The organism is Bifidobacterium platyrrhinorum (assembly GCF_010667645.1).
Classification (GTDB): domain Bacteria; phylum Actinomycetota; class Actinomycetes; order Actinomycetales; family Bifidobacteriaceae; genus Bifidobacterium; species Bifidobacterium platyrrhinorum.
Genome location: NZ_WHZV01000001.1, coordinates 749,503 through 772,732, shown reverse-complemented (window position 1 = coordinate 772,732; position 23,230 = coordinate 749,503). Strand labels below are relative to the sequence as shown.

Here is a 23,230-nt window from a genome sequence, read left to right as displayed (position 1 = left end):
ATGTGGTGTTCCTCATTGTGATGGGGAAAGGGGTTATACAAAATCTTGACCACTCACGTTGACTTTTTTACGAAGACAAGTTATCCTGAATCACGTCAAGTCAACCGGAGTCGTCACCGAAGACGACGGGAAGGATCGGCGAAAGGACATGACGGACGATTCCCATATGCGAGGATTCAATCTTCTCGATGAACCTTGGATGCCATGTGTGCTCGTGGACGGCGACGTCAAGGAATTCTCCATACGTGACGTCTTGGGCAAAGCCGCGAGCATCCGCTCGATTTCCGGCGACCTTCCGCAGCAGACCATACCGTTGGAACGCCTGTTGCTGGCGATTCTGTATTGTGCGTACTGCGATCCGGAAGCCGGTCGTGGGCGGATGCGGGATGAGTGGCGCAGAATGTGGGATCGTGCATCGTTCGATGCGGACGTCCTTGAGAGATACTTCGATGAATTCCATGACCGGTTTTATCTGCTCGATCCGAAATGCCCGTTCTATCAGGTTCCCGGTCTGACGTACAGCGGCAAGAAAGCGTATGACCCCATCAGCGAGATGATTGCGGACGTGCCGAAGCCGGACAAGTTCCTGTTCTCCATGCGGTCGGCCGAATCATTGGAGTCCGTCGATCTTGCCCAAGCGGCCCGCTGGCTCGTGTTCCTGCAGTCGTACGACACCGCCGGCATCAAGACGCCGGTGGCAGGCAACACGCATGTCAATAAGGGGAAGGTGTACGCGCCCAAAGGCATGGCGGGCACCGGATGGCTGGGCGTCCTGGGGCCGGTAATGGTTGAGGGCGACAACCTGTTCCGCACGTTGATGCTGAACTGGTGCCTGTATGACGCCGGGAACAATTCGGTGAGGATGTTCGGCAATGAGGATGACGTGCCTCCATGGGAGTTCGAGGAGTCGTCAGGCCCGGATATCACGGTGCGCACATCCTTCACCGGTCCGGTGGATGCGTTGACGTTCCAGTCCCGGCGGCTGCGGTTGGTGCCGAATGAGGATGGCAGCCGCATCGTCGGCATCGTGAACTGCTACGGTGACGTCATCGCGTCATACAACACCGACGAATGCGAGAAGATGACGGCCTGGCGACTCAGTGTGCCGCAGCAGAAGAAACTCGGCCTGTCTTCCCCGCCGCTCATGCCGGTCACCCATGATGCGGGCAAGGCGCTTTGGCGTGGTCTGGCTCCTATGGTCGCGGTGGGCGAGTCGGATCTGCGCCCCGGCGTCATCCGATGGGTCGAGGAGCTGCAACGTGAGGGGTGTCTGAGCGAGGATCACCTGTTGTCGACGTTCTCCGTCCATGCGCAAGGCATGACCTACGGCACCCAAAGCAGCGTGTACGAGACCGGAATCGACGACGTGTTGCAGTTGCCGTTGGCCTTCGCCCGCAAGGATTACGAGGCGATCAATGCGGCCGTGCACGTCATCGACAAAACGCGTGAGGCCGTGGATGTCACGCTGACGAACTACGTGCATAATCTGCAGGTCTCCGCAGGGAGCCGTATGACCGGCGGACGTTCGCAGGCGGCTTCGGAACGTGTCCGAGAGAACGCCTACTCACGTCTGGACGGATTATTCCGCGACCGATTGGCCGGATTCACCCCGGACAAGGATTATGAGTCCTATCGTGACGAATGGCTCGACGATGTGCATCGGGTGCTGCTTGCCATTGGAGACGAATACCTATCGGACGGCAACGTGTCGGCGTTCGCCGAACATGATACGGGCAGGTTGGGCATGATGACCGCCGCCCGGGCACGGCGATTGTTCCTAGGCGGCCTGAACAAGACATTGGGCGGATTCTCCACCGATATCGAGATTGACAGGAAAGGAGCACGATGATGAGGCGGTTCTTCTCCCGTGACGTGGCGAAGGATCTGGGATACTTCGTCAACGGCAGGATCTTCAAGCTGCAGAACGAATACACCAGGCGGGACGGAGGCACGCCGTCGTCCCGGGCGGCGCTCGCCCGGTTGCGACGGGACCTCGACGGCGGCGCCCCCGTGTGGATGTCGATCGGTGCGGATCTGTTCGAGGACTGGCCGCAGACCCTGCCCTCCGCCGAAGAGGATCCGGCTGCGCTTCGTGCTGCGAAAACCGCGTTGGAATTGTACGCACTCCATCAGCAATCCAGAAGGAGCGGCGTCGCGCAGGGGGCGGAGGATGCGGGCAAAAATCGCATGACCTTCGGTCGTGCATGCAGGCTCATCAACCCTGATACGGAACATGCAAACGGCGTGAAACGTCGTCTGCAGGCCGTTGAAGCCGCTCCGGACTTCAATGGTGTGGTGCGCAACGTGCGGTCGCTGATCATGCTGATGCGGACCGCCGGCGATGGGGCGATCACGCTTGATTATCGCTCTCTCGCGCAGGATCTCTATCAGATTCAGTTCCCGGAAGCCCGCGGCGAGGTGTTCATGCGCTGGAGCATGGATTATTCCTCCGATGCGGGCACGCGGTCGCGGCGTTCCTAAACCCATACCGTCGGACCTATGCCGGCGGGACGGCCATACGCCACCCGAAGCCCATGCAACAACGATCATTGAAACCCATGAAGGAAAGGACCACCATGTTCATCGACCTGTATGACCTGCAGAACGTGCCACCGAGCAACATCAACCGTGACGACACCGGCAGCCCGAAGACCGCGCATTACGGCGGCACGCTGCGTTCGCGTGTATCCTCTCAGGCCTGGAAGCGCGCCATGCGCGAGATGTTTCCCGATCTGCTGGATTCCAGCCGCCTCGGCGTGCGCACCAAGGGCGCGGTCTCGCTGATCCGCGACGCGATCATCGCCAAGAGGCCCGATCTCGCCGATGACGCAGAGATGTTGGCGAAATGCGCATTGTCCGCGACCGGCGTCGACGTCAGGGAATCGGACCGTGCAGGCAAGGACAAAGGCACGTTGGCCACGGGATACCTGATTTTCATCGCGCACCGTGAGATCGAGCAGCTGGCCGACGTGGCGATCGGATGGCAGGATTCCGGAATCGATGTGACCGGCAAACCGTCCGCCGCGATGAAGAAGGAGGTCGGAGCGGTGTTCCATGGCACCCAGGCCGTCGACATCGCCCTGTTCGGCCGTATGCTCGCCGACGCCCCCGACCTCAACACCGACGCCTCGGCGCAGGTCGCCCACGCGATCTCCGTGGACACGATCACCCCCGAATACGATTACTTCACTGCCGTCGACGATTGCGCCTCGGACGACAACGCCGGCGCCGCCATGATCGACACCGTCGGGTTCAACTCGTCCACGCTGTACCGGTACGCGACGTTGGACGTCGACTCGCTGTACGAGCAGCTGCGGGACGTGACGGCCGCCGTCGAAGGCGCCGCGGCGTTCGTCGAGGCGTTCATCCGCTCCATGCCGACCGGCAAGCAGAACGCCTTCGCCAACCGCACATTGCCGGGAACCTGCGTGGTGATGCTGCGGGACGCCCAGCCGATCAACGTCGTGGACGCATTCGAGGACCCCGTTCGAGGCGAGGCCGGATCGTCGGTCTCCCGTCAGGCCGCCGTACGACTCGGGCGCAAACTCAAGCTCGTGCAGGACGCCTACGGCGAGCAGCCGGTGCAGGCGTGGAACGTCACCACGGACGAACCGGTCGACGAACTGGACGAGGTGAGTGCGCACGTGACGTTCCCCGCACTGCGATCAGAACTGAAGGAAGCCCTGACGCAGGCGCTGTCCGGCCGGGAGTGACCATGAGCGTATTGCTGTTGCAGCTCGCGGGGCCATTGCAGTCCTGGGGTGATTCGTCGCGGTTCGTGCGCAGGGAGACCCGCACCGAGCCGACGAAAAGCGGGGTGATCGGACTGCTTGCCTGCGCACAGGGACGTGTCCGCGAAGACCCGATCGAGGATCTGCTGAACCTGTCGTTCGCTGTACGCGTCGAGCAACGCGGGCGAATCGTAACGGATTTCCAGACGGAGAAATCCCTGACCCGGAAACGCAATTCCCGCGAATACGAGAAGACCATGCCGCTGACCTACCGGTACTATCTGGCCGATGCGCGGTTCCTGGTCGCATTGGGGGCGGAGCGGTCCGTACTCGAAGCGCTCGACCAGGCGCTGCGGTCGCCCCGATGGCCGCTGTACCTGGGCAGGCGGTCCTGCCCGCCCGTGTTCCCCGTCACCTTGGGCATCCACGATGAGTATGACGATGTCCGTCAGGCGTTGGAACGGGAGCCGTGGCGTGCCTCGGCATGGTACCGACGCCGGTACCCGGACCAGACGTTGGAGATCGTGTGCGACGCGTCCCAGAACGAACCGTCCGCGACGCAGGCGGATTTGCCGGTGACGTTCAGCCAGACGGATCGACGGTACGCGGGACGGGCGGTCCATCGCTACCGGATCGACAATCCCGGAACCGGGGGAGGGGCGCATAGGTCGACGGCCCGGGGTGGGACCTCCGCACCGCCGACCTTCGACGCCACCGGCGACGACGACCCCATGAACTTCGCATAGGAGCCAATCATCATGTTCATTTCACGTGTGCCATTGAACATGGCCAGAGAAGGCGCGAGACAGCTGATCGCATCGCCGTATCGTACCCATGCCGCGGTGGAGGCCGCGTTCCCGCCCGGAGCCGTCCGCGACGGGGAAGAGGGTCGTATCCTATGGCGGTTGGACACGTTGGCGAACGATCAAGGCGTCTGGCTGTACGTGGTCAGCCCGGAGGCCCCCGACCTCACGCATATCATCGAACAGGCTGGATGGCCGATGCACGTGCAATGGGAAAGCAAGAACTACGCGCCGCTGCTGTCGCGCATCGCGGTCGGACAGCACTGGCAGTTCCGTCTGAGGGCCAATCCGGTGCGCCGGGCCCGAGTCGACAAGGGGCGCAACCCCAAGCCGAACGGTGAAGGCATCGTCGGCAAACTGCAAGGGCACGTCACCGTCAGCCAGCAGTGTGACTGGCTAGTTTCCCGTGCGGAGGCGCATGGTTTCGAGCTTCTGTCCGACGACAACGGGGACCCCTCGGTGATCGTCAGTCAGCGGCATCGGGAACGGTTCACGCGCGAAGGCCGGACGGTGACCCTGACCACCGCGGTATACGACGGCAGGTTGACGGTGACCGACGCCGATCTGTTCCGCCGCACGCTCTGTCACGGTCTCGGCCGGGCGAAGGGATTCGGGTGCGGCCTGCTGACCGTCGCCCCCATCAGGGAGCCGCGGACATGAGCGCCAAACGCGCGGTCCCCGGCTCGTCTCCTCCCGAACTTGCGGAGCTTGTGCGGGTCGAGGACCGGTTGTCGTTCGCCTACTTCGAACGCTGCGTGATCAACCGTGCGGACAACGCCATCACCGTCACCGACGAGACAGGGACCATGCACGTTCCCGCCGCCGCGTTGAGCGTGCTGATGCTCGGGCCGGGCGCTTCGGTCACGCATCCGGCGATGACGGTGATCGGGGAAAACGGCGCCACCGTGATCTGGGTGGGGGAACGCGGCGTGCGCATGTACGCGTTCGGCAAACCCCTGACCCATTCATCCGCGCTTCTGCAACGACAGGCGCGAATGGTGTCGAACACGAGATCGAGACTCGCGGTGGCGCGTAGGATGTACCAGATGCGGTTTCCCGACGAGGATGTCAGCGGATTGACCATGCAGCAGTTACGCGGACGTGAGGGGGCGCGCGTGCGTCGCGTGTACCGTGAATGCTCGGCGCGCACCGGCGTGGAATGGGACAAACGGACCTACGACCACGATGACTTCGATTCGGGTACCGAAATCAACAAGGCGTTGTCCGCCGCCCACACGTGCCTATACGCATTGGCTCACGCCGCGATCGTGGCGCTTGGCTGTTCGCCGGGACTCGGTTTCGTGCACGTCGGCCATGAACGGTCGTTCGTCTACGACATCGCCGACCTGTATAAGGCGGAACTGTCCATCCCGGTCGCGTTCGAAACGGCCGCGATGCAGCCCGATGACATCGGCTCCGCCACCCGTCGACGCATGCGGGATTCCGTTTACGACCTGTCGATCATGAAACGCATGGCACGTGACATCCGTGGCCTGCTTTGCCCCGATGACGAGGAGCTGGGAGCCGGCGGCGGCGATGAATCCGACCATGTGGGATTGTGGGACGGCAAGGACGGTGAAGTGGCCGCCGGCGTCTCCTACGGGACCGACGAGTTCACGGACGATGACGAGTGGTGATGCCGCGAGGAGGGTGATTCGATGGTGGTGATCGTGCTGACCGCTTGCCCTGTGGGGCTGCGCGGGGACCTGACCCGCTGGCTGCTGGAGATATCGGCGGGTGTGTTCGTCGGCCATGTGAGCGCGAAGGTGCGCGATCGCCTGTGGGAGCGGATCGTCGACATGATTCGCGACGGTCGTGCGATCATGGTGTATTCCGCACGCAACGAGCAGCACTTCGCCTTCCGTGTGCATCGTGCCGACTGGATACCCGAGGACTGCGATGGGTTGGAACTCATCAAACGTCCCAAAGACAGCGCCCAATCCGGGACCGGCGCACGCAGGAAAGGCTGGAGCAATGCCAGCAAATGGCGCGCGGCGCGGAAATTCGGTTGAGAGTCACGGTTCCGGGCGGGATTGACGTAAAGTATCATGCAGCGTCATTCAATGGAATGCTACCTAAGGAGCAACAACAATGCCGAATCGAGCGGAACGTCGTGCCAGAGCCAAGGCCGACCGCAGGGGAATCCCGTCGCAGTACGATTCCACGCGCGGCCGTGGCCGTTCGGGCATGATCGACGAATACCAGCTGCAGGAGCGTTCCCGCAGGCTGCAGGAGGGCGGTGATCTGGGGCCGTGGAAGCCGTCCGGCGGCGCCATCGCCGAAACGGACACCACGCTGACCGCCAACCCGAACTACCGCAACCCGCGTGCGTTCAAGGCGCCGCATTCCGTGCGCCAGTGGTTCCGTGTGGGCAGCTGGACGCTGATCGCGCTGTCCATCATCGCCTTCTTCGTGGTCATGTGGCTGCCGAGCCACCCCATGTGGCTGATCATCACCGTGTCCGCCGTGTTCATCGTCGGCGTGGTGAGCCTGTTCTTCACCGCTGGCGATTCGAAGCACAACCCGAACCTCGACGAGAACGGCACCGCCGTCTGACGTACGTCCGCATGTCGCCACGACAGACCCGGTGCGGCCTGCCGGTATGGCCGGTGACGATACGGGAAACGGAACGAAACGCACGACGAAAGTCGTGCGTTTTCCGTATGTCGTGCCGTAAAGTTGGTTGTGCTTGAGTTTTCCGGATGGAAAGAGAGGTAGCAGACCAATGAAGGTTGACATTCTGACCCGAGAATACCCGCCGCACGTCTACGGCGGCGCCGGCGTGCACGCCGAGGAGCTGTCCAAGGTGCTCGCCGAGCGCGTCGACGTGACCGTGCGTGCGTTCGATGGTCCCCGCGACGAAGCGGACATCCCCGCCATCCCGAACGCCGCCGAGGCGAAGGGCTCCCTCAAAGTCGTCGGCTACGATACTCCTGCCGAACTGAAGGACGCGAATCCCGCGCTGAAGACCTTCGGCGTCGACCTGCAGATCGCCAACGACGTGGACGCCGACATCGTCCACGCGCACACCTGGTACGCCTGCCTCGCCGGCTATACGGCCAAGATGCTGCACGGCACGCCTCTGGTCATCACCGCGCATTCGCTCGAACCGTTCCGCCCGTGGAAGCGCGAGCAGCTTGGCGGCGGCTACAACCTGAGCTCCTGGGCCGAGAAGGAGGCCTATGAGCACGCCGATCGCGTCATCGCCGTGTCCGGCGGCATGCGCGAGGACATCCTCACCGCCTACCCGAACCTCGAACCGGACAAGGTCGTCGTCGTGTACAACGGCATCACCATGTCCGAGTTCGCCACCCCGGCGGACGACGATCCGGGCTGGAAGGTGTTCGACCGCTACCACATCGACCGCTCGAAGCCGACCCTGCTGTTCGTCGGCCGCATCACCCGCCAGAAGGGTCTGCCGTACCTGCTCAAGGCTCTGCACTTCGTCGATCCGGGCGTCCAGGTCGTGCTGTGCGCCGGCGCTCCCGACACCCCGGAGATCATGGAGGAGGTCAAGAACTCCTTCGCCGAGCTCGACGAGAAGCGCGGCAACATCATCTGGATCGAGGAGATGCTCCCGAAGAACGAGCTCTCCGCGCTGGAGCACGGTTGCGACGCGTTCATCTGCCCGTCCATCTATGAGCCGCTCGGCATCGTCAACCTCGAGGCCATGGCGTGCGGCCTTCCGGTCGTCGCCTCCGCCACCGGCGGCATCCCCGAGGTCGTCGTCGACGGCGAGACCGGCTACCTCGTGCCGATCGACCAGCTGCGCGACGGCACCGGCACCCCCACCAACCCGGACAAGTTCGTGCACGACATGGCCGACGCGATCAACAAGGTCATGGCCGACCCGGAGCTCGCGAAGAAGATGGGACAGGCCGGCTACGAGCGTGCCCGCGACGTGTTCAGCTGGGAGTCCATCGCCGACGCCACCGTCAAGGTCTACGAGGACGTCCTCGCCGAACAGAAGTAAAACCATCAATGGCCTCCCTCCGATGGGGGAGGCGGCACGCGAAGCGTGACGGAGGGAGAGATGCGGCGCTCAACGGGAGCCGCATCTCTCCCTTGGCTTTCCATACTTGACGGCTCCCCGTTCGAGGGAGCCGATTTTTCATTCACCGAGGAGATCCGCATGACCGACAATGTCGTACTCCAACTCGAAAACGTCGAATTCCGCCGCAACCGCCGCGTCATCATCACCGACGTGAACCTGACGATCCGCGCGGGGGAGCGGTGGGTCCTGTTCGGGCCGAACGGCATTGGCAAATCCACGGCCGTCGGCATGCTCGCCACGCGCACGTTCCCGTCCGAAGGACGCGTGTTCATCCTCGGCCATCAGCTCGGTAAATACGACGTGTTCAAGCTGCGCACGCGCATCGGCCTCGCCTCCGCCGACCTGGGCCGCCAGTTTCCCGAATTCGAGGATCCGCTCGATGCGGTCGTCACCGGACTGAGCGCCGTGACCGGCCGTTGGCGCGACACGTACACCGAAGCCGAATATGCGCGCGCCCGCGGCCTGCTGCGCGACTTCCGGGTGAGCTACCTCGAAGGCAAGGAGATGTGGAGGCTTTCGGAGGGCGAACGCACGCGCGTGCTCATCGCGAGGGCGCTCATGGGAGACCCGGAGCTGCTCATCATGGACGAGCCGACCACCGGTCTCGACCTGGGCGGCCGTGAACAAGTGATGCGCACGCTGAGCCGCATCGGCGAGGAGAACTCCGACCGCGCGGTCGTGCTCGTCACGCACCGTCTGGAGGAGATTCCCGCCGGATTCGACCACATCGCCATCATGGGCAGGAAGCCGATCCCCGCCGAGGACGCGACCGAGGACGGCGTCGACTCGATGGGCAACCCCGGCGCCGGCACCATCGTCTACACCGGCCCGCTCGAGCAGGGACTGACCGACGAACGCCTCTCCGACCTGTTCGGCATGCCCATCGAAGTCGAACACTCCCACAACCGCTGGGCCGCCTACGCGGTGTGACGCATGCCGGCGTATCCCGTATGAGGTGTAGTCTCAAATATTCTTGTCAAATGAGAACGGAGGGCTGATGCCGGGAGCGTATGGTAGCGAGATCATGCGGGAGGGGCAACGGTACCGCCTCTCGTTCACGGTCGGCGGACTGCTTGCCCCACAGGGGCGTATCCTCGCTTCGCTATTCATGGCCGACGGCGGTTCCTCCGGTGATCTCCATGCGCCGGGGGCCGAGTTGGGGGAGCGCATCGCGTGTATCCGCCAGCGAGCCATCGACGGGGACGTCCTCGCCATCCGCACGCATGCGGCGAACGTCCGCATGGTGCGTGAGGTGCTCAAGCGTCTGAGCGCGCTCACCGAAAGGGAACTGCGGTATCTGGCCGCCGCCGGGACACCGATGGATGATTGCCGTGCGCTGATGTGGTTGGCGATGTGCCGCTACTACGCCATCGTGGGCGAGTTCGCCGACGAGGTGCTGCGCGACCGGTATCTCATGGGCATGCCGACTGTTACCCGCGGCGACCACGACCGGTTCATCCTCGCCAAGTCCATGTGGCATCCGGAACTGGAGGAGCTCAGCCCCGCCACTGCGGGCAAGCTCCGTTCGAACGTGTTCAAGGCGATGGGTGAGGCCGGATTGGTGGAGAAAACCGACGGCACGCTGCTGCCTTCCCTGCTTGGCGCGCCCCTGACCGCTATTCTTGAGTGCAGGCCGGAATCGTTCGCGTATTTCCCGATCAGGGAACACTGAACGAACATCGAGCGGGCATCGGACACGAACCATCGATTCCGGGCATGAGATCATCCGGCGAGAGGAGACGGACGGTAATGGCATTCGGCGATGCCGCACGGCGACGGCCGCAGAGCATCGAGCGGGACTTCGACGCCCTGTTCAGGTACATGCGGTCCAAACGGTTCCGCAACGGCGAGGACACCGGTGGCGAGCCGGCGGACTACATCTACGCCTACCATCCGGAGAAGGAGCTGGAGGTCGCACGCCGCATCCCGCTACTCGTAAGCCGGTTGCAGGGCATGGACCCTGTGGACGCCGATGACACCGCTCCGGCCGTGCTGGTCATCGACCTGTACGAGCTGGCTATGCAGGTTATGAAGGACGACGACGTGTTCGACGCCGCCGTCGAACAGGAACCAGACATGCATGGTGATGAGGAGGAGGGGGTCGACGGTGACGAGTTCTATCAAGCGCTTGCCAACATGCTCGACCCCGATGGCGACGGTCTGAAGGACGCGTTGAAGGATCGGTATCGGCGGGCGAACGAGCATGACGAGGCGGATCTCGTGTTCGTGATCGGCGTGGGACGGGTGTACCCGTACATCCGCGCGCATGCGCTGCTCGCCAGTCTTCAGAAGATCATGCCGGAGCATACGCCCGTGGTGTTGTTCTTCCCGGGGACCTATGAGAAGACGGCGTCGACCGTGTCGGTGATGCGCCTGTTCGATCGTCTCGAAGCGGACAACTACTACCGGGCGTTCAGTCTCAACACCGCGATTCAGGAAGGAGCCGACGCATGAGCGACATGGGCAAGGACACCGGCGACGCATTGCAGTTGAGGGACGTCTTCGTCAAGAACATCGACGACAAGATCGATGGTGTCATCAAGGCTGGCGACGACAGCAACCTCGTCGACGAGGTGCGCGAATACGTGCTGACCAATGAGATTCAGACCAATCTCGAACGGTTCCTCGACGCATACAACGATCCGTTCGCCGATTACACGAACGGCGTATGGATCTCGGGCTACTTCGGCTCGGGTAAGTCGCACCTGTTGAAGATGCTCTCCCACATCCTTGGCGACGTCCCCGCGGCTGCGGCCTCGGCCCCGCTCCCGGACGGCGGAGAGCCATTGAGCCGGGCGCAGGTCATCGACATCATGAAATCCAAGGCCGGGGACGCCGGGAACCATGAGCTCGAAGGACTGCTGGATGCGAATGCGTGCATCCCCGCCACGTCATTGCTGTTCAACATCGACAGCAAGGCGCAGCGGGGCAGCAGGACGGCGCTGCTGGACGCATTCATCCGCGTGTTCGATGAGGCTCGCGGCTACTACGGCGCCAACAAGTACGTGGCGAAGATGGAGCATGATCTCGAAGCGAACGGTCGTCTGGACGAGTTCGCGCGCCAGTTCGAGACCATCGCCGGCAAACCATGGTCGAAGGGCCGCGTGCAGGCTGCGTTCTCCGGCGCGAAGATCGACAAGGCGTTCGCCGCCGTCACGGGAGACGAGGTCAACGGCATTCTCAAGGACTACCAGCGACAATACAATCCGACCATCGCCGATTTCGCCGACGACGTGGATGACTGGCTGCGGCATCAGCCGGACGATCATCGTCTGGTCTTCCTTGTGGACGAGGTCGGTCAGTTCGTCGGCACCGATACCGACCGCATGCTCAACCTGCAGACCGTGACGGAGGAGCTGTTTTCCCGCACGAAGGGCCGCGCGTGGGTGATCGTCACCTCCCAGGAGGACATCGACTCCGTGATCGGCGACCGTACGGTCAGCCAGGGATTGGATTTCACGAAGATCAAAGGACGCTTCGCCGTCAACCTGAAACTCTCCAGTGCGGATGCCATCGAGGTCATCCAGAAGCGTCTGCTCACCAAGAACGAGCGGGGCGAAACGGCCGTAGGGGAACTGTGGAGGGAACACCGTGACGAGCTCGACGCCCTGTTCACCTTCCAAGGTGATGGTGCGCGACAGTTCAACAACCGTCGGTTCGGCACCGAGGAGGATTTCACCGCCACCTACCCGTTCGTCAACTACCAGTTCACGCTGTTCCAGGATGCAATGCGCGGCATGAGCGCCGCCGGGTTCTTCGAGGGGCAGCATCGTTCGGTGGGCGAACGTTCGCTGCTGTCCACCGTCAGCAGCGCGCTCGTGGAACGCAAGAACGATATGGTCGGTGCCCTCATGCCGTTCAGCGCCTTGTATGACGGCATCGCCGGCACCATCCAGAGCTCGGTGAACCATCGCATCAACGAGGTGGAACGCGAGCTCGGTTCCGAGACCCGCGAACTGGCGTTGCCGTTGCTCAAGGCGCTGCTGCTGGTCAAGCACGTCAAGGGGTTCAAGGCCACCGTGCGCAACCTGCGCATTCTCATCCTTGGCCGTTTCGGCGAGGATCTGCCCGAGCTGGAGCGGCGCATCCAGGACACGCTGGACTTACTGGAACGTCAGAACTACGTGCATCGCACCGGAGACTTGTACGAATATCTGACCAACGACGAGCAGGAGGTCGAAAGCGAAATCAGGAACCTCGACATCGAGGACCGGCGAATCCGCGAACGGTTGGGCAGAATCGTCGAGGAGACGATCGGCCAGCCGGTCGTGGAATACGGGTCGGGACGGAACAGGACGAAATTCCGCTACGGTCTGATCGTCGACGGCGTGGCGCAGGGCAAGTCGTACCCGATCATGCTGCACGTCGTCACCCCAATGGTCGATCTTCCGCAGGATGTCAAGATTCTGCGCTCGTCAGGCGAACGCGGTGAGCTGCATGTGATTTTCGACGAGGATGCTTCCAAGCTTATGCGCGACCTGACCATGGTCGAACGCACGGAGAAGTATCTGCGTCTGCACGCCAACGAGCAGGGGGCGCGCAAACGCATCATCGACGACAAGCGCGGCGATCTCGGGGCCATGTACCAGGAGCTGAAGGCGACGGTGGCCCAGGCGTTGCGGTCCGCTGCCATCGCCTATAACGGTGCCGTGCTGGAAACGAAGATCCGTCAGGATGCGGCGGGCATCGTCACGGAGGCGATGCAGACGCTGATCGGACGCCTCTATACCAATCTCGGCATGGTGGAGGGCCTCGCCTACGCCGAAAAGGACCTGCCCGGCGTGCTCGCCGACGCGTCCGTGCCGGTCGATGCCTCCCAGCTGTCGATTGGCGCGGGCGCTGACACCGTGCGGAACCGTCTGGATTCGCCGGCGCAGGATGTGTTCGATTACGTGGCCGGTCAGGCTCGCCGCAACCTCGCGTCCACCGTGCGCGACGTCACCCGCCATTACGAGGACGAACCGTATGGCTGGCCGTTCACGGTCACGCTCGCCTGCCTGTGTCATCTGGTCGGTTCCGATCGTATCCGTCTGATGATCGACAGCAGGCGCGTGCCCCGCACCGACGTGGTCAAGAGCCTGATCAACCAGAAGACGGCGGAAAGCGTGCTCGTGGAGATTCCGAAACGCCACGACGCCGCCAAACTGAGGGAGTTGCGCGAGTTCGCCGCCGACTATCTCGGCATGGCCGGGGACAGGCTGCCGTCGGACGCGGAGGATATGGCCCGGGCCATCAAGGAGGGGCTGCTCGCCGAAGCGCATGCGATCGAGACCCTTCGGGCCGCCAACGGCCGGTTTGGGTTCGTCGCCTCGTTGGACGGGCCGCTTAAGCGCATCAGGGACGTGGCCGCCAAATCCGAGGAATGGATTCTGGAATCCTTCCCCTCGGACGACGAGGACGACGGCACGGAACGACTGCTCGACGACAAGGAGGATGTGGTCGACCCGATCCGCAAGGTGCTCAACGGCAAGCAGCGTGACGTGCTGTCCGATGGGCTGGATTGGATCGCGTCCAACGATCCCAACTTCACGCTCGCCCCCACGGAACTGCAGCAGGAGCGTGACGCGGTACGCGCCATCGCGGACGATCCGAAGCTGTTCCAGGACAATAAGGTCAACGTGTTCCGGACCCGGTTGACCGCATTGCAGGAGCATCTCGCCGGTTTCGCGGATAAGGAGCGCGGGCGCGCCGCGGATGTCGTCGCTCGGGTGCGCGAGACCCTTACCGGCAGTGACTCCTACCGTGCCGCCCGCGAGGGTGTGCGTCGGGAGGCCATGCGCTCGCTGGATGAGGCGACGGCGAAGATCCGGGATGCGAAGTACGTCGCCGACATCCGTCAGACCGCGGATCATGTGCGCGACGACCTGTCTCTGAAGTTGTTCAACCGGTTGGATGCGGCGAAGGAGAAGCCGGAACCGGTCGCGGTCGCGCCGTCCGCCGGTGCGCCGAAGCACGCGTCGGCGTCACAGGCCGAATCCGAAGTCTCGGCCGGGTCGGCCGAACCGGGCGCATCGTCCTCTTCGGCCGATGAAGGTTCGCGTCGGCCGGACTCCGAACCGTCCGACCGTTTCATCCGCGTCACGCCGCCGCGTTCCAAGTCGATGCTGTGCACCGAGGCCGACGTGGATGAGTTCCTCGACACATACCGTCGCAAGCTCATCGCCTCCATCAAGGAAGGAAAGAGAATTCTGCTATGAACACGAACAGGTTGCAGGGGTTCGCGGCTGAGGCTCGCGTGGAGCTCATCAGGGCGGTACGGGCCAAGCTGGATGCGGCGATGGAACCGGATTCGGCGGCGCGGGTGGACGATCCGGGCGCGTTCGCGAGACTTCAGGAGGAGATCCGGGGCAACGGCGGCGGCGAGCAAGGCCGTGCGAGGACGGCGGAACGTCACGCCTACCGCTGGTTCAACCGGATTGTCGCGTTGCGCTACATGGACGCGAACGGGTTCACGTCGCCGCACGTGGTGTCCGGCGACGACGCGGACAATCCGAACGCGCTGCCGGAGGTGCTCTCGGCGGCGAAACGCGGCGAGTTCGACGAGGACGTGTTCGGTTCGGGCGTGGGCGCGAAGACGAAAGTCGTGCCCACGATCGTCGCGTTGCTGGACGGTTCGAAGCCCAGCAACGATCCGCAGGGCGATGCGTACGGCCTGCTGCTGCGCGCGTACTGCGACTACTGGCACCGGTTCCTGCCGTTCATGTTCGACGAGGCGGGTGCGGCAGACGGCATTCTCATGCCCGCCGATCTGCTCGCCTCCGACTCCATCCTGCGCAAGGCCGTCACCGCGATGACCGTCGCCGACTGCGTGGGCGACGAGGACCGGGGCAACGTGGAGATCATCGGCTGGCTCTACCAGTTCTACATCGCCGACCGCAAAGACGAGGTGATGGCCGGCTTCAAGAAGTCGAAGAAAGCCGGTGCCGCCGAAATCCCCGCCGCCACCCAGCTGTTCACCCCCGATTGGATCGTCCGGTACCTCGTCCAGAACACGGTCGGCCGCCTGTGGACCCAATCCCACCCCGAATCGCAGCTGTGGCGGAACTGGGAGTACTACATCGCACCGCAGGACGGGGAGGCGGCTGAGGAGACGCTTCATATCGATTCCCCCGAGGAGCTCACCGTCTGTGACCCCGCCTGCGGCTCTGGTCACATGCTCACCTACGCGTTCGACCTGCTCTACGACATCTATGACGAGGGTGGATACTCCGCCAACGAGATTCCCGGATTGATCCTCAAGCACAACCTGTATGGCATGGAGATCGACGAACGTGCGGCGAACCTCGCCGCTTTCGCCTTGACGATGAAGGCGCGCGGCCGCTACCGCCGCTTCTTCCGCAAGGGCCGTCAGGTCCAGCCCAACATCCAGCGCATCACCCCCGAGCACTTCACTGAAGCGGAGGTCGAAGAGCTCAACGAGTTGTACGACGTGACCTTCGACGCCGACACGTGGAACACCTACCAGCATGCCGACGTGTATGGCTCCCTCATCCAGCCGGACATCGAACTGGCCACGCTCTCCGACAACGTGACCCACGCGGAGACTTCGATGCTGTTCGACGAACATCTCATCCAACGCGGCGATCAGGTACTCACCCAAACCGCCTACCTCGCCCGCAAGTACGCCGCGGTCGTCGCCAACCCTCCCTACATGGGTTCCTCCAACATGGGCGCCGACCTCAAGAAGTACGTGACCGACCACTACAAGGATGGCAAGTCAGACCTGTTCGCCGCGTTCATCCTGCGTAACCTGCAACTGATCCGGCCGAACGCGTTGCTCGGCATGATCACGATGCAAAGCTGGATGTTTGAAAAAAGTTTTGAAGAATTGCGTGCCCGAATTATAAGGAATATGTCAATTACTAGTTTGATGCAGCTAGGAATTAAGGCGTTTGAGAGTATCGGTAATGATGTTGTGCAGACGTGCGCTTTTGTTGTTTGTAATCGACAATCATTAGATTCTGCTGTTTTTATCAAACTTGATGGATATAAGGATTCCCTCTTAAAAAAGAAAGCGTTCTTGGAGGGTAAAAAACGCGTTATAACACACCCATACCTGTTTGATTGCATTCCAGGTAAACCTCTTACTGCATATGTAGCAGATGAGAGGATTCTGTCTCTTTGGAATCACAGTAAATCGATTGAAGATTATGGTGATTTCACTGGTTCGCAAAACATTACTGCTAATAATGATTGCTTTGTTCGTTTTCATTGGGAAATTAATAGTTCTGATATTGCTCCTAAGAAATGGGTCCCTTATGCCAAAGGTGGGGATTTTAGAAGGTATTTTGGCAATATAGTAAATGTGGTTAACTGGACTCCGCAAGCTCGGCGCTATTATGAAGAGAATCCTACATCTAATCTTTTGGGGGAGCGCTATTGGTATAAGGAAGGAATAACTTATTCTGCTGTCACCAGCCGAGGGACGGGTTTTAGGTATTTGCCTGAAGGCTGTGTGTTTGATAAAGGTGGCGCAAGTATTACTGTTGAAAAGAATTTGTTTGAATTACTGTCGTTGCTGAATAGTAAACTGGCAGAGTACTTTTTCCATATTCTCAATCCTTCTATTAATCTTCAGGTCAGAGATATTAAGAATCTCCCCATTATGATTCCATCTGATTCCAATTTGAGGAATCTGTCGATAGATCAGGTTGAAATCGCTAAAAAAGACTGGAATGATCTTGAAATCAGTTTAGATTACACAGGTGTGCAATGGATTAACCTTTTTAAGGATGAAGTTATGTCCAGTGCTGTTGCTCGTTATTTAATGAGTCAAGAGGAGAAGTATGACAAAGCTCTTCGCAATATGAGGAGTATCGATGATATTTATTACCGTGAATATGGGTTGAGTGTCCCGGTATCGTTAACTTATGAAGACAGAGATATTCCGGTGCGACGACTTTCTTCGCTTATAGTCGTCAAGGAGATCATCTCCTATGCGGTCGGCTGCCTGTTCGGCCGCTACAGTCTCGACAAGCCGGGGCTCATTCTCGCATCCCAAGGCGAGACGCTCGACGACTATCACGCGCAGGTACCAAACCCCTCGTTCGAGCCGGATGCGGACAACGTCATCCCCGTGACCGATGACGAATGGTTCGAGGACGACATCGCTGCCCGATTCCGTGACTTCCTCGCCGTCGCCTGCGGCGAGAAGCACCTGAGCGAGAACATCGCCTACATCGAACAGGTGCTCGGCAAACCGCTGCGCAAATACTTCGCCACGGACTTTTACGACGACCACGTGAGGATGTACAAAAACCGGCCGATCTACTGGATGTACTCCAGTCGGACGGACAACAAGGGCGCGTTCAAGGCGCTCGTCTACCTGCACCGGTACACGCCCGCCACCACGAACACCGTGTTGAAGTACCTGCGCGAGTTCTCCAGCAAGCTCACCGCCCAATCCGAGGCGCTGCTCGCCTCCTCCAAGGTTGCCGAAACCCGCAAGGGCGAGAAGCTGCGCGCCTCCGTCAAGGAGTGCAACGACTACGAGCGCGACATCCTCTACCCGCTCGCCACAAGAAACCTCCCCATAGACCTCGATGACGGTGTCCTCGTGAATTATCTACGCATGGGCCATGCCCTCCGCATCATCAAACCCATCGAAGCCAAACGCAAAACCGTCCAATCCTGGACCTGGCCCACCCATTCTCTGGAGAGCTGATTCAGCTAAGAGCCGATTCTAATGTAATCGAACGTTTGTTCGATAAAATAGTCGAACAAACGTTCCTTAGGGAGGAGATGACATGTTTGAAAATCGAAATAATTTTCCCTGTGCTGTTGTGGACCAAGATGACGTGGGGGAGCGCCTTGCCCTCGAATGGTGTAACAAGTATTTAAAGTCGGGGCAGCACTTGACATTATGGGTGGCACAGAAAAATATTCTGGGTAATAACAAGTTCCTTATCCGGTTGTCGCAACATCCCCAAGTCGATGTGGTTGTTGCTCGAGGTTCTGGTTATTTTGCTTCGTATGGTCCCGTGCTGGCTATGTATCCGCGAGTGGGCGAGCTGGGGACGATCATGGCTACGAGTGGAATGACTGCGTTATGTGTTGTGCGATGGGAAAATAGCTTATCTACCTGGATCAAGGAAACAGGTGCGGAAGTATTGCATGAAGCTGGTTGGAAATTCCCTGTTGAAGATAACTCGGAACTGAACCCGGAAATTTTAGAAGAGTTGAAGAATATAACTCTTGTCATCAATCACAACAACACGATTGCGGCAGGATTTGAAAAGAAAATCGTTGTCACGAGGCTGTTGCGTTTACATGATGATGGAGTCGTGCTGCCTCGCGGCGTGATGATGGAGTGGGCTGCTGCCCATGGATGGCGTGGGAAGAACGTAGACACGCTTGGAGAATATGTCGACAAAATCAATGCAGGTGTGCGTCCGCGGACGATTCGATAATCGAATTTTAGTTTAGCGAATTGACGAGGTGTCATAATGGCGGTTGACTCTTTTCTTGGTGGTGAATCCAAGAACGTCGAGTATAAGGTGGCGTTGCCGGATCGGAGCATCAAGTATGTGAAGACGGCGGTGGCGTTCGCCAACGGCGAGGGTGGGCGTATCGTGTTCGGTATCGAAGACCAGACGTTGAATGTGGTCGGCGTGCCGGACGATCAGGTGTTCACCATCATGGACGCCATCTCCAACGCCATCGCCGACAGCTGCGAACCGCTCATCATCCCGGACATCTCCATGCGCGACATCGACGGCAAGACCGTCATCGTCGCCGAAATCCTTCCCGGAGCGCAGCGGCCGTACTTTATCAGGTCCATGGGCCGAGACCAAGGCACATTCGTGCGCGTCGCTGGCACCACACGGCAGGCCGACGCGGCGACCATCAAGGAGCTGCTGTTCGAAGGCAGCAACCGTAGCTTCGACCAGACCGCATGCCTCGGATTGGAATCGACCGACGACGGTATCGCCGAACTGTGTGAGCGGATGACGGCGGTCGCCAAAGCCAACGCGAAACACGACGCCGATCAGGTCAAACCGGTGACGTCCAAACAACTGCTGTCATGGGGTGTGCTCGTCGAGCGTGACGGCGAACTGAAACCCACGAATGCGTATGCGATCCTGACCGGTACCAATGGGCCTGTACGTTCCGTCATCCAATGCGGCGTATTCAAAGGCTCCACCAAAGCCGTGTTCGTGGACCGCCGCGAATTCACCGGCACACCATGGGAACTCGTCGAACAGGCATACCAGTACGTGCTGCGCAACATCCACATGGGCGCGCGCTTCGAAGGCGTCTACCGTCAGGACGTGTACGAGATACCACCGGACGCGATCCGCGAACTCATCGTCAACGCCGTTGTACACCGCAGCTACATCGACCACTCGAGCATCCAAGTCGCCATCTACGACGACCGTCTCGAAATCACCTCGCCCGGACGGCTACCGATGGGCCAGACCATCACGCGCATGAAGGAAGGCTATTCGAAGATCCGCAACGAGGCGTTGGCCGCCGCATTCTCCTACATGCGCCTCATCGAACACTGGGGCAGCGGCATCCCGCGCATCATCGAGGAGGTCCGTGAAGCGGGACTGCGCGAACCGGAATTCCTTGGCGGCGACACCGACCTGCGCATCAACATCTACAGGAGAACCGACGGCACAGTGCCGGATACTCCAGCCGGAGTGCCGGATAATGCTTTTGGAGTGCGCAATGCTGCTTATGCAGTGCCGGATAACGAACAGTCGGTTCGCGATAAGTTCGCGATTGGTTCGCGATTGGTTCGCGATACCTTCGGACTCAATGAGCAGGAACAAGAAGCGTATGCGTATATTCGGGAACACAGTGGGACGCAGTCCGACGATATCGCTGCATTGCTGAACGTCGGCAAGCGCCAAGCTCAGAAGATTCTCACCGGCTTGGTGAACCGCGGATTGCTGCGCCGCATCGGCGCCGCGCGATCCACCCGGTACGTTCTTGCCAATGCGGTTACAGATAATAAAGGGAAGGAACTCGCATGAGCGGTGGCACGCAGATCGGCCGGATGCTGGCGGCGCGGTTCGCGCAATACGACGGCACGGTATACAGTGCCGGACGCATCGTGTTCTGGCACGACGAGCACGGCGAGTTCGTGGACCAACTTGACGGCATCGCAGGACCCGACGCGGCGGACGACGCGTTGCGCGACGTGGAGGTCCTGCGGCTGGAACGCAACCCGTTCGCGTTGAAGCACCGCATGCTCATCGAACAGCCCACCACGAAGTTCCTCGTCTACATGACGGGCGCGCTCCCCGCCGACAAGGACAACTGGCTGCTGGACCTCGAACTGGCGTACGGCCCGATATTCACCGCCGACCGGCTGTCGATGATCGTCAACGAACTGTTCCCGCACGAGGCCTCCTCATCCACGCGCGACACGTGGCTCGCCATCATGCGGCGCACCAAACCGTTCTTCGACGACGACGCGCTCGTTGAAGCGTTGTCCCGACGCGTGCACGCGGATGACGACGAACTCGACTTCCAGGCGAACATGGTCGCCACGCTTCTCAATCTGCCGGCGGGGGAGCGCAGCCTCCAATCGATCTGGCGCGCGCTGCTCGCACAATACGCGGACGGCGACGCAACAGGCATCGAACGCATCACGGCGACGGGACTCGCCAACTACCATTGGGCCGGAACCCGAACCATCTACCGGTTCGACGCCGCACACGAACTGGAACGGCCCACGGTCAAGGACTTCGTCCTCTGGCTGTTCCGACTGGCATGGAACGGATTCACCGACGCCGACCACGGCGCCGACTACTACGCGAACATCCGACGCGACTTCGACATGTGGCGCAACGACCCGCGATTCGCGACGACCATGCGCACCCTTGCCGAAGACGCGTTCTCCGAACTCAACCTCGAATCCGAAGTCACGGCCATGGGAGCCGAGGAACTGGCGTCACACGACATCTTCCGCGAAGTCGACGACCACCTCGTGGCGTTGCTGTATGAGGGACTCGGCAACGAGAGCATCGCGGACGGCGACGTGCAGCGCGTCATCGCCTCCCGACGCTACGGCCTATGGCATGACGACTTCGCCAAGGATTACGCGATCATCGCCGCCGCCAGCGCGTTGAGAGCCCAGCTGCGTGCGGCACGTCCCCTTATCGAGTCCATTGCATCTCCCGAGGACGGATTCCGCCTCTACGCCGATGAATTGTATCGGGTCGATGGCTGCTACCGCCGTTTCATCGCCGCATGGAAGGAAGGCGGCCGGCCGCTTCCCGGCCGACCGATCGCGGAGGATCTGGAACGCGAATACGCCCGATATCAGAACGATCTGAGCGTCGCATGGCAGAAGCAGATCGACGCGATGAACGCCTGGACGATCGACGCTTTCCCCGCGCAAACCGACTTCTACGCGCGCAACGTGAAGAAAGTGACTGACGCCGGCAGGAAGATCGCCGTCATCATCTCCGACGCGCTGCGTTACGAGGTCGCCGCGGAGTTCCGTGAGCGTCTGGTCGCGCAAAGCCGGTGGAACGCAACCATCGAAGCGCAGCTGGGCGTGCTGCCCTCCTACACGCAGCTCGGCATGGCCGCGCTATTGCCGAACGCGATTCTCGCGTTGAACCCGACCGACCATTACTGTGTGCTGGCGGACGGAAGAGCCACCGCGGGCATGGAGGCGCGAGCCGCGATTCTCTCCGCGGTGGACGGCAAAGCCGTCGACGCGGATGACCTGCTCGATATGAAACGCGACGAATACCGCGACCTGGTGAAATCCTGCAGCGTGCTCTACGTCTACCACAACGTCATCGACGCGACCGGCGACAAGGCGGCGAACGAGTCTAACGTGTTCGACGCATGCGAACGCACATTGAACGAACTGGACTCCATCGTCAAACGACTCGCCAACGCGAACGTGACCAACATGATTGTCACCGCCGACCACGGATTCCTCTACCAGGACCACGACGTGACCAGCGCCGAATGGCTGAGTGACAAACCCTCCGGCGACGCGATCTGGCAGAGGAAACGCCGCTTCGTCATCGGCGTCGACCTCGCCCGCAAACCCGCGTTCACCACGTTCACGGCCACGCAGGTCGGCCTGTCCGATCCGAACGACGAACGCGTGACCATCCAAATCGCCAACGGCCTGCACCGGATGCGTCTCCAAGGCTACGGCGTACGCTACGTGCACGGCGGCGCGACGCTGCCTGAAATCGTCGTGCCGGTCGTCCACATCAACAAGGGACGCTCCGCTTCGGGCGACGCGCGCCGGGTGGAATTCCGCATTCTGCAGAACACCGACCGCATCACCACCGGGCAGATCACCGTCGACTTCCTGCAGACCGAGCCCGTCGGCGGCAAGATTTCCGAACGCAACATACTCGCCGGACTATGGGGCGTGGAACCGGACGGACACGCCACGCTCATCTCCAACGAGGTACCGCTCGCCTTCGCCTCCACATCCAAGGATCTGGCCGACCGGCATGTGCCTGCCACGTTCCTGCTGACCATGGACGCCGCACGCTTCAACAACACCGTCATCGAGCTGAGGCTCAGTGAACGAATCGAAGGCTCCAGCCAGATGCGCCGGCTCGATGCCACGGCGGAATACCGGCTCCAACGCGGGCTCGCGTTCGACGACGGATTCGACTTCTGAAACGGATCATCACGCGTAAGGTGGGACT

General features: G+C 61.2%; 17 protein-coding genes. All 17 read left to right on the top strand.

Going from position 1 to position 23,230, the window contains the following annotated elements; genetic code table 11:
• Window positions 1-148 precede the first annotated feature (148 nt).
• A complete protein-coding gene (gene casA / locus GFD21_RS03370; RefSeq protein WP_225431561.1) occupies window positions 149-1,849 on the top strand; it encodes a type I-E CRISPR-associated protein Cse1/CasA in 1,701 nt (566 codons plus the stop codon).
• Window positions 1,846-2,481: a type I-E CRISPR-associated protein Cse2/CasB gene (casB, locus tag GFD21_RS03365; protein ID WP_225431559.1), complete on the top strand. Its 636-nt coding sequence runs from the start codon at window positions 1,846-1,848 to the stop codon at window positions 2,479-2,481. The genes casA and casB overlap by 4 nt, the downstream gene beginning before the upstream one ends.
• Before the next feature lie 77 nt (window positions 2,482-2,558).
• Window positions 2,559-3,713, top strand: coding sequence for a type I-E CRISPR-associated protein Cas7/Cse4/CasC (gene cas7e / locus GFD21_RS03360; RefSeq protein WP_225431557.1), 1,155 nt, complete (start codon window positions 2,559-2,561; stop codon window positions 3,711-3,713).
• Between the two features lie 2 nt (window positions 3,714-3,715).
• Window positions 3,716-4,477 (top strand): type I-E CRISPR-associated protein Cas5/CasD, encoded by a 762-nt coding sequence (cas5e, locus tag GFD21_RS03355; RefSeq protein WP_163196484.1) that lies wholly within the window; start codon window positions 3,716-3,718, stop codon window positions 4,475-4,477.
• Window positions 4,478-4,516: 39 nt separating this feature from the next.
• Entirely contained in the window at window positions 4,517-5,194 is a 678-nt protein-coding gene (cas6e, locus tag GFD21_RS03350) for a type I-E CRISPR-associated protein Cas6/Cse3/CasE (RefSeq protein ID WP_404801545.1), read from the top strand.
• Window positions 5,191-6,171, top strand: coding sequence for a type I-E CRISPR-associated endonuclease Cas1e (gene cas1e / locus GFD21_RS03345; RefSeq protein WP_163196482.1), 981 nt, complete (start codon window positions 5,191-5,193; stop codon window positions 6,169-6,171). Before cas6e ends, cas1e begins: the two co-directional genes overlap by 4 nt.
• Window positions 6,172-6,192: 21 nt before the next feature.
• Complete coding sequence (gene cas2e / locus GFD21_RS03340) at window positions 6,193-6,546, top strand: type I-E CRISPR-associated endoribonuclease Cas2e (protein ID WP_163196481.1); 354 nt, start codon at window positions 6,193-6,195, stop codon at window positions 6,544-6,546.
• Between the two features lie 79 nt (window positions 6,547-6,625).
• Window positions 6,626-7,090 carry a tripartite tricarboxylate transporter TctB family protein gene (locus tag GFD21_RS03335; protein ID WP_163196480.1) on the top strand — a complete coding sequence of 155 codons (465 nt, stop codon included), beginning with the start codon at window positions 6,626-6,628 and terminating at the stop codon, window positions 7,088-7,090.
• A 169-nt stretch (window positions 7,091-7,259) separates the two neighbouring features.
• Complete coding sequence (gene glgA / locus GFD21_RS03330) at window positions 7,260-8,507, top strand: glycogen synthase (RefSeq protein ID WP_163196479.1); 1,248 nt, start codon at window positions 7,260-7,262, stop codon at window positions 8,505-8,507.
• 159 nt (window positions 8,508-8,666) lie between these two features.
• Window positions 8,667-9,518 carry an ABC transporter ATP-binding protein gene (locus GFD21_RS03325; RefSeq protein WP_163196478.1) on the top strand — a complete coding sequence of 284 codons (852 nt, stop codon included), beginning with the start codon at window positions 8,667-8,669 and terminating at the stop codon, window positions 9,516-9,518.
• Window positions 9,519-9,585: 67 nt separating this feature from the next.
• Window positions 9,586-10,260, top strand: coding sequence for a DUF1819 family protein (locus GFD21_RS03320; protein ID WP_163196477.1), 675 nt, complete (start codon window positions 9,586-9,588; stop codon window positions 10,258-10,260).
• A gap of 77 nt (window positions 10,261-10,337) precedes the next feature.
• Window positions 10,338-11,042, top strand: coding sequence for a DUF1788 domain-containing protein (locus GFD21_RS03315; RefSeq protein ID WP_163196476.1), 705 nt, complete (start codon window positions 10,338-10,340; stop codon window positions 11,040-11,042).
• Window positions 11,039-14,785 carry a BREX system P-loop protein BrxC gene (brxC, locus tag GFD21_RS03310; protein WP_163196475.1) on the top strand — a complete coding sequence of 1,249 codons (3,747 nt, stop codon included), beginning with the start codon at window positions 11,039-11,041 and terminating at the stop codon, window positions 14,783-14,785. The genes GFD21_RS03315 and brxC overlap by 4 nt, the downstream gene beginning before the upstream one ends.
• Window positions 14,782-18,252, top strand: a complete 3,471-nt coding sequence (pglX, locus tag GFD21_RS03305; protein ID WP_163196474.1) for a BREX-1 system adenine-specific DNA-methyltransferase PglX — start codon at window positions 14,782-14,784, stop codon at window positions 18,250-18,252. The genes brxC and pglX overlap by 4 nt, the downstream gene beginning before the upstream one ends.
• Before the next feature lie 82 nt (window positions 18,253-18,334).
• Window positions 18,335-18,997, top strand: a complete 663-nt coding sequence (locus tag GFD21_RS03300) for a hypothetical protein (RefSeq protein WP_163196473.1) — start codon at window positions 18,335-18,337, stop codon at window positions 18,995-18,997.
• Window positions 18,998-19,033: 36 nt separating this feature from the next.
• Window positions 19,034-20,569, top strand: a complete 1,536-nt coding sequence (locus GFD21_RS03295; protein WP_163196472.1) for an ATP-binding protein — start codon at window positions 19,034-19,036, stop codon at window positions 20,567-20,569.
• Window positions 20,566-23,202 carry a BREX-1 system phosphatase PglZ type A gene (gene pglZ / locus GFD21_RS03290; protein WP_163196471.1) on the top strand — a complete coding sequence of 879 codons (2,637 nt, stop codon included), beginning with the start codon at window positions 20,566-20,568 and terminating at the stop codon, window positions 23,200-23,202. The genes GFD21_RS03295 and pglZ overlap by 4 nt, the downstream gene beginning before the upstream one ends.
• Window positions 23,203-23,230: the final 28 nt, after the last annotated feature.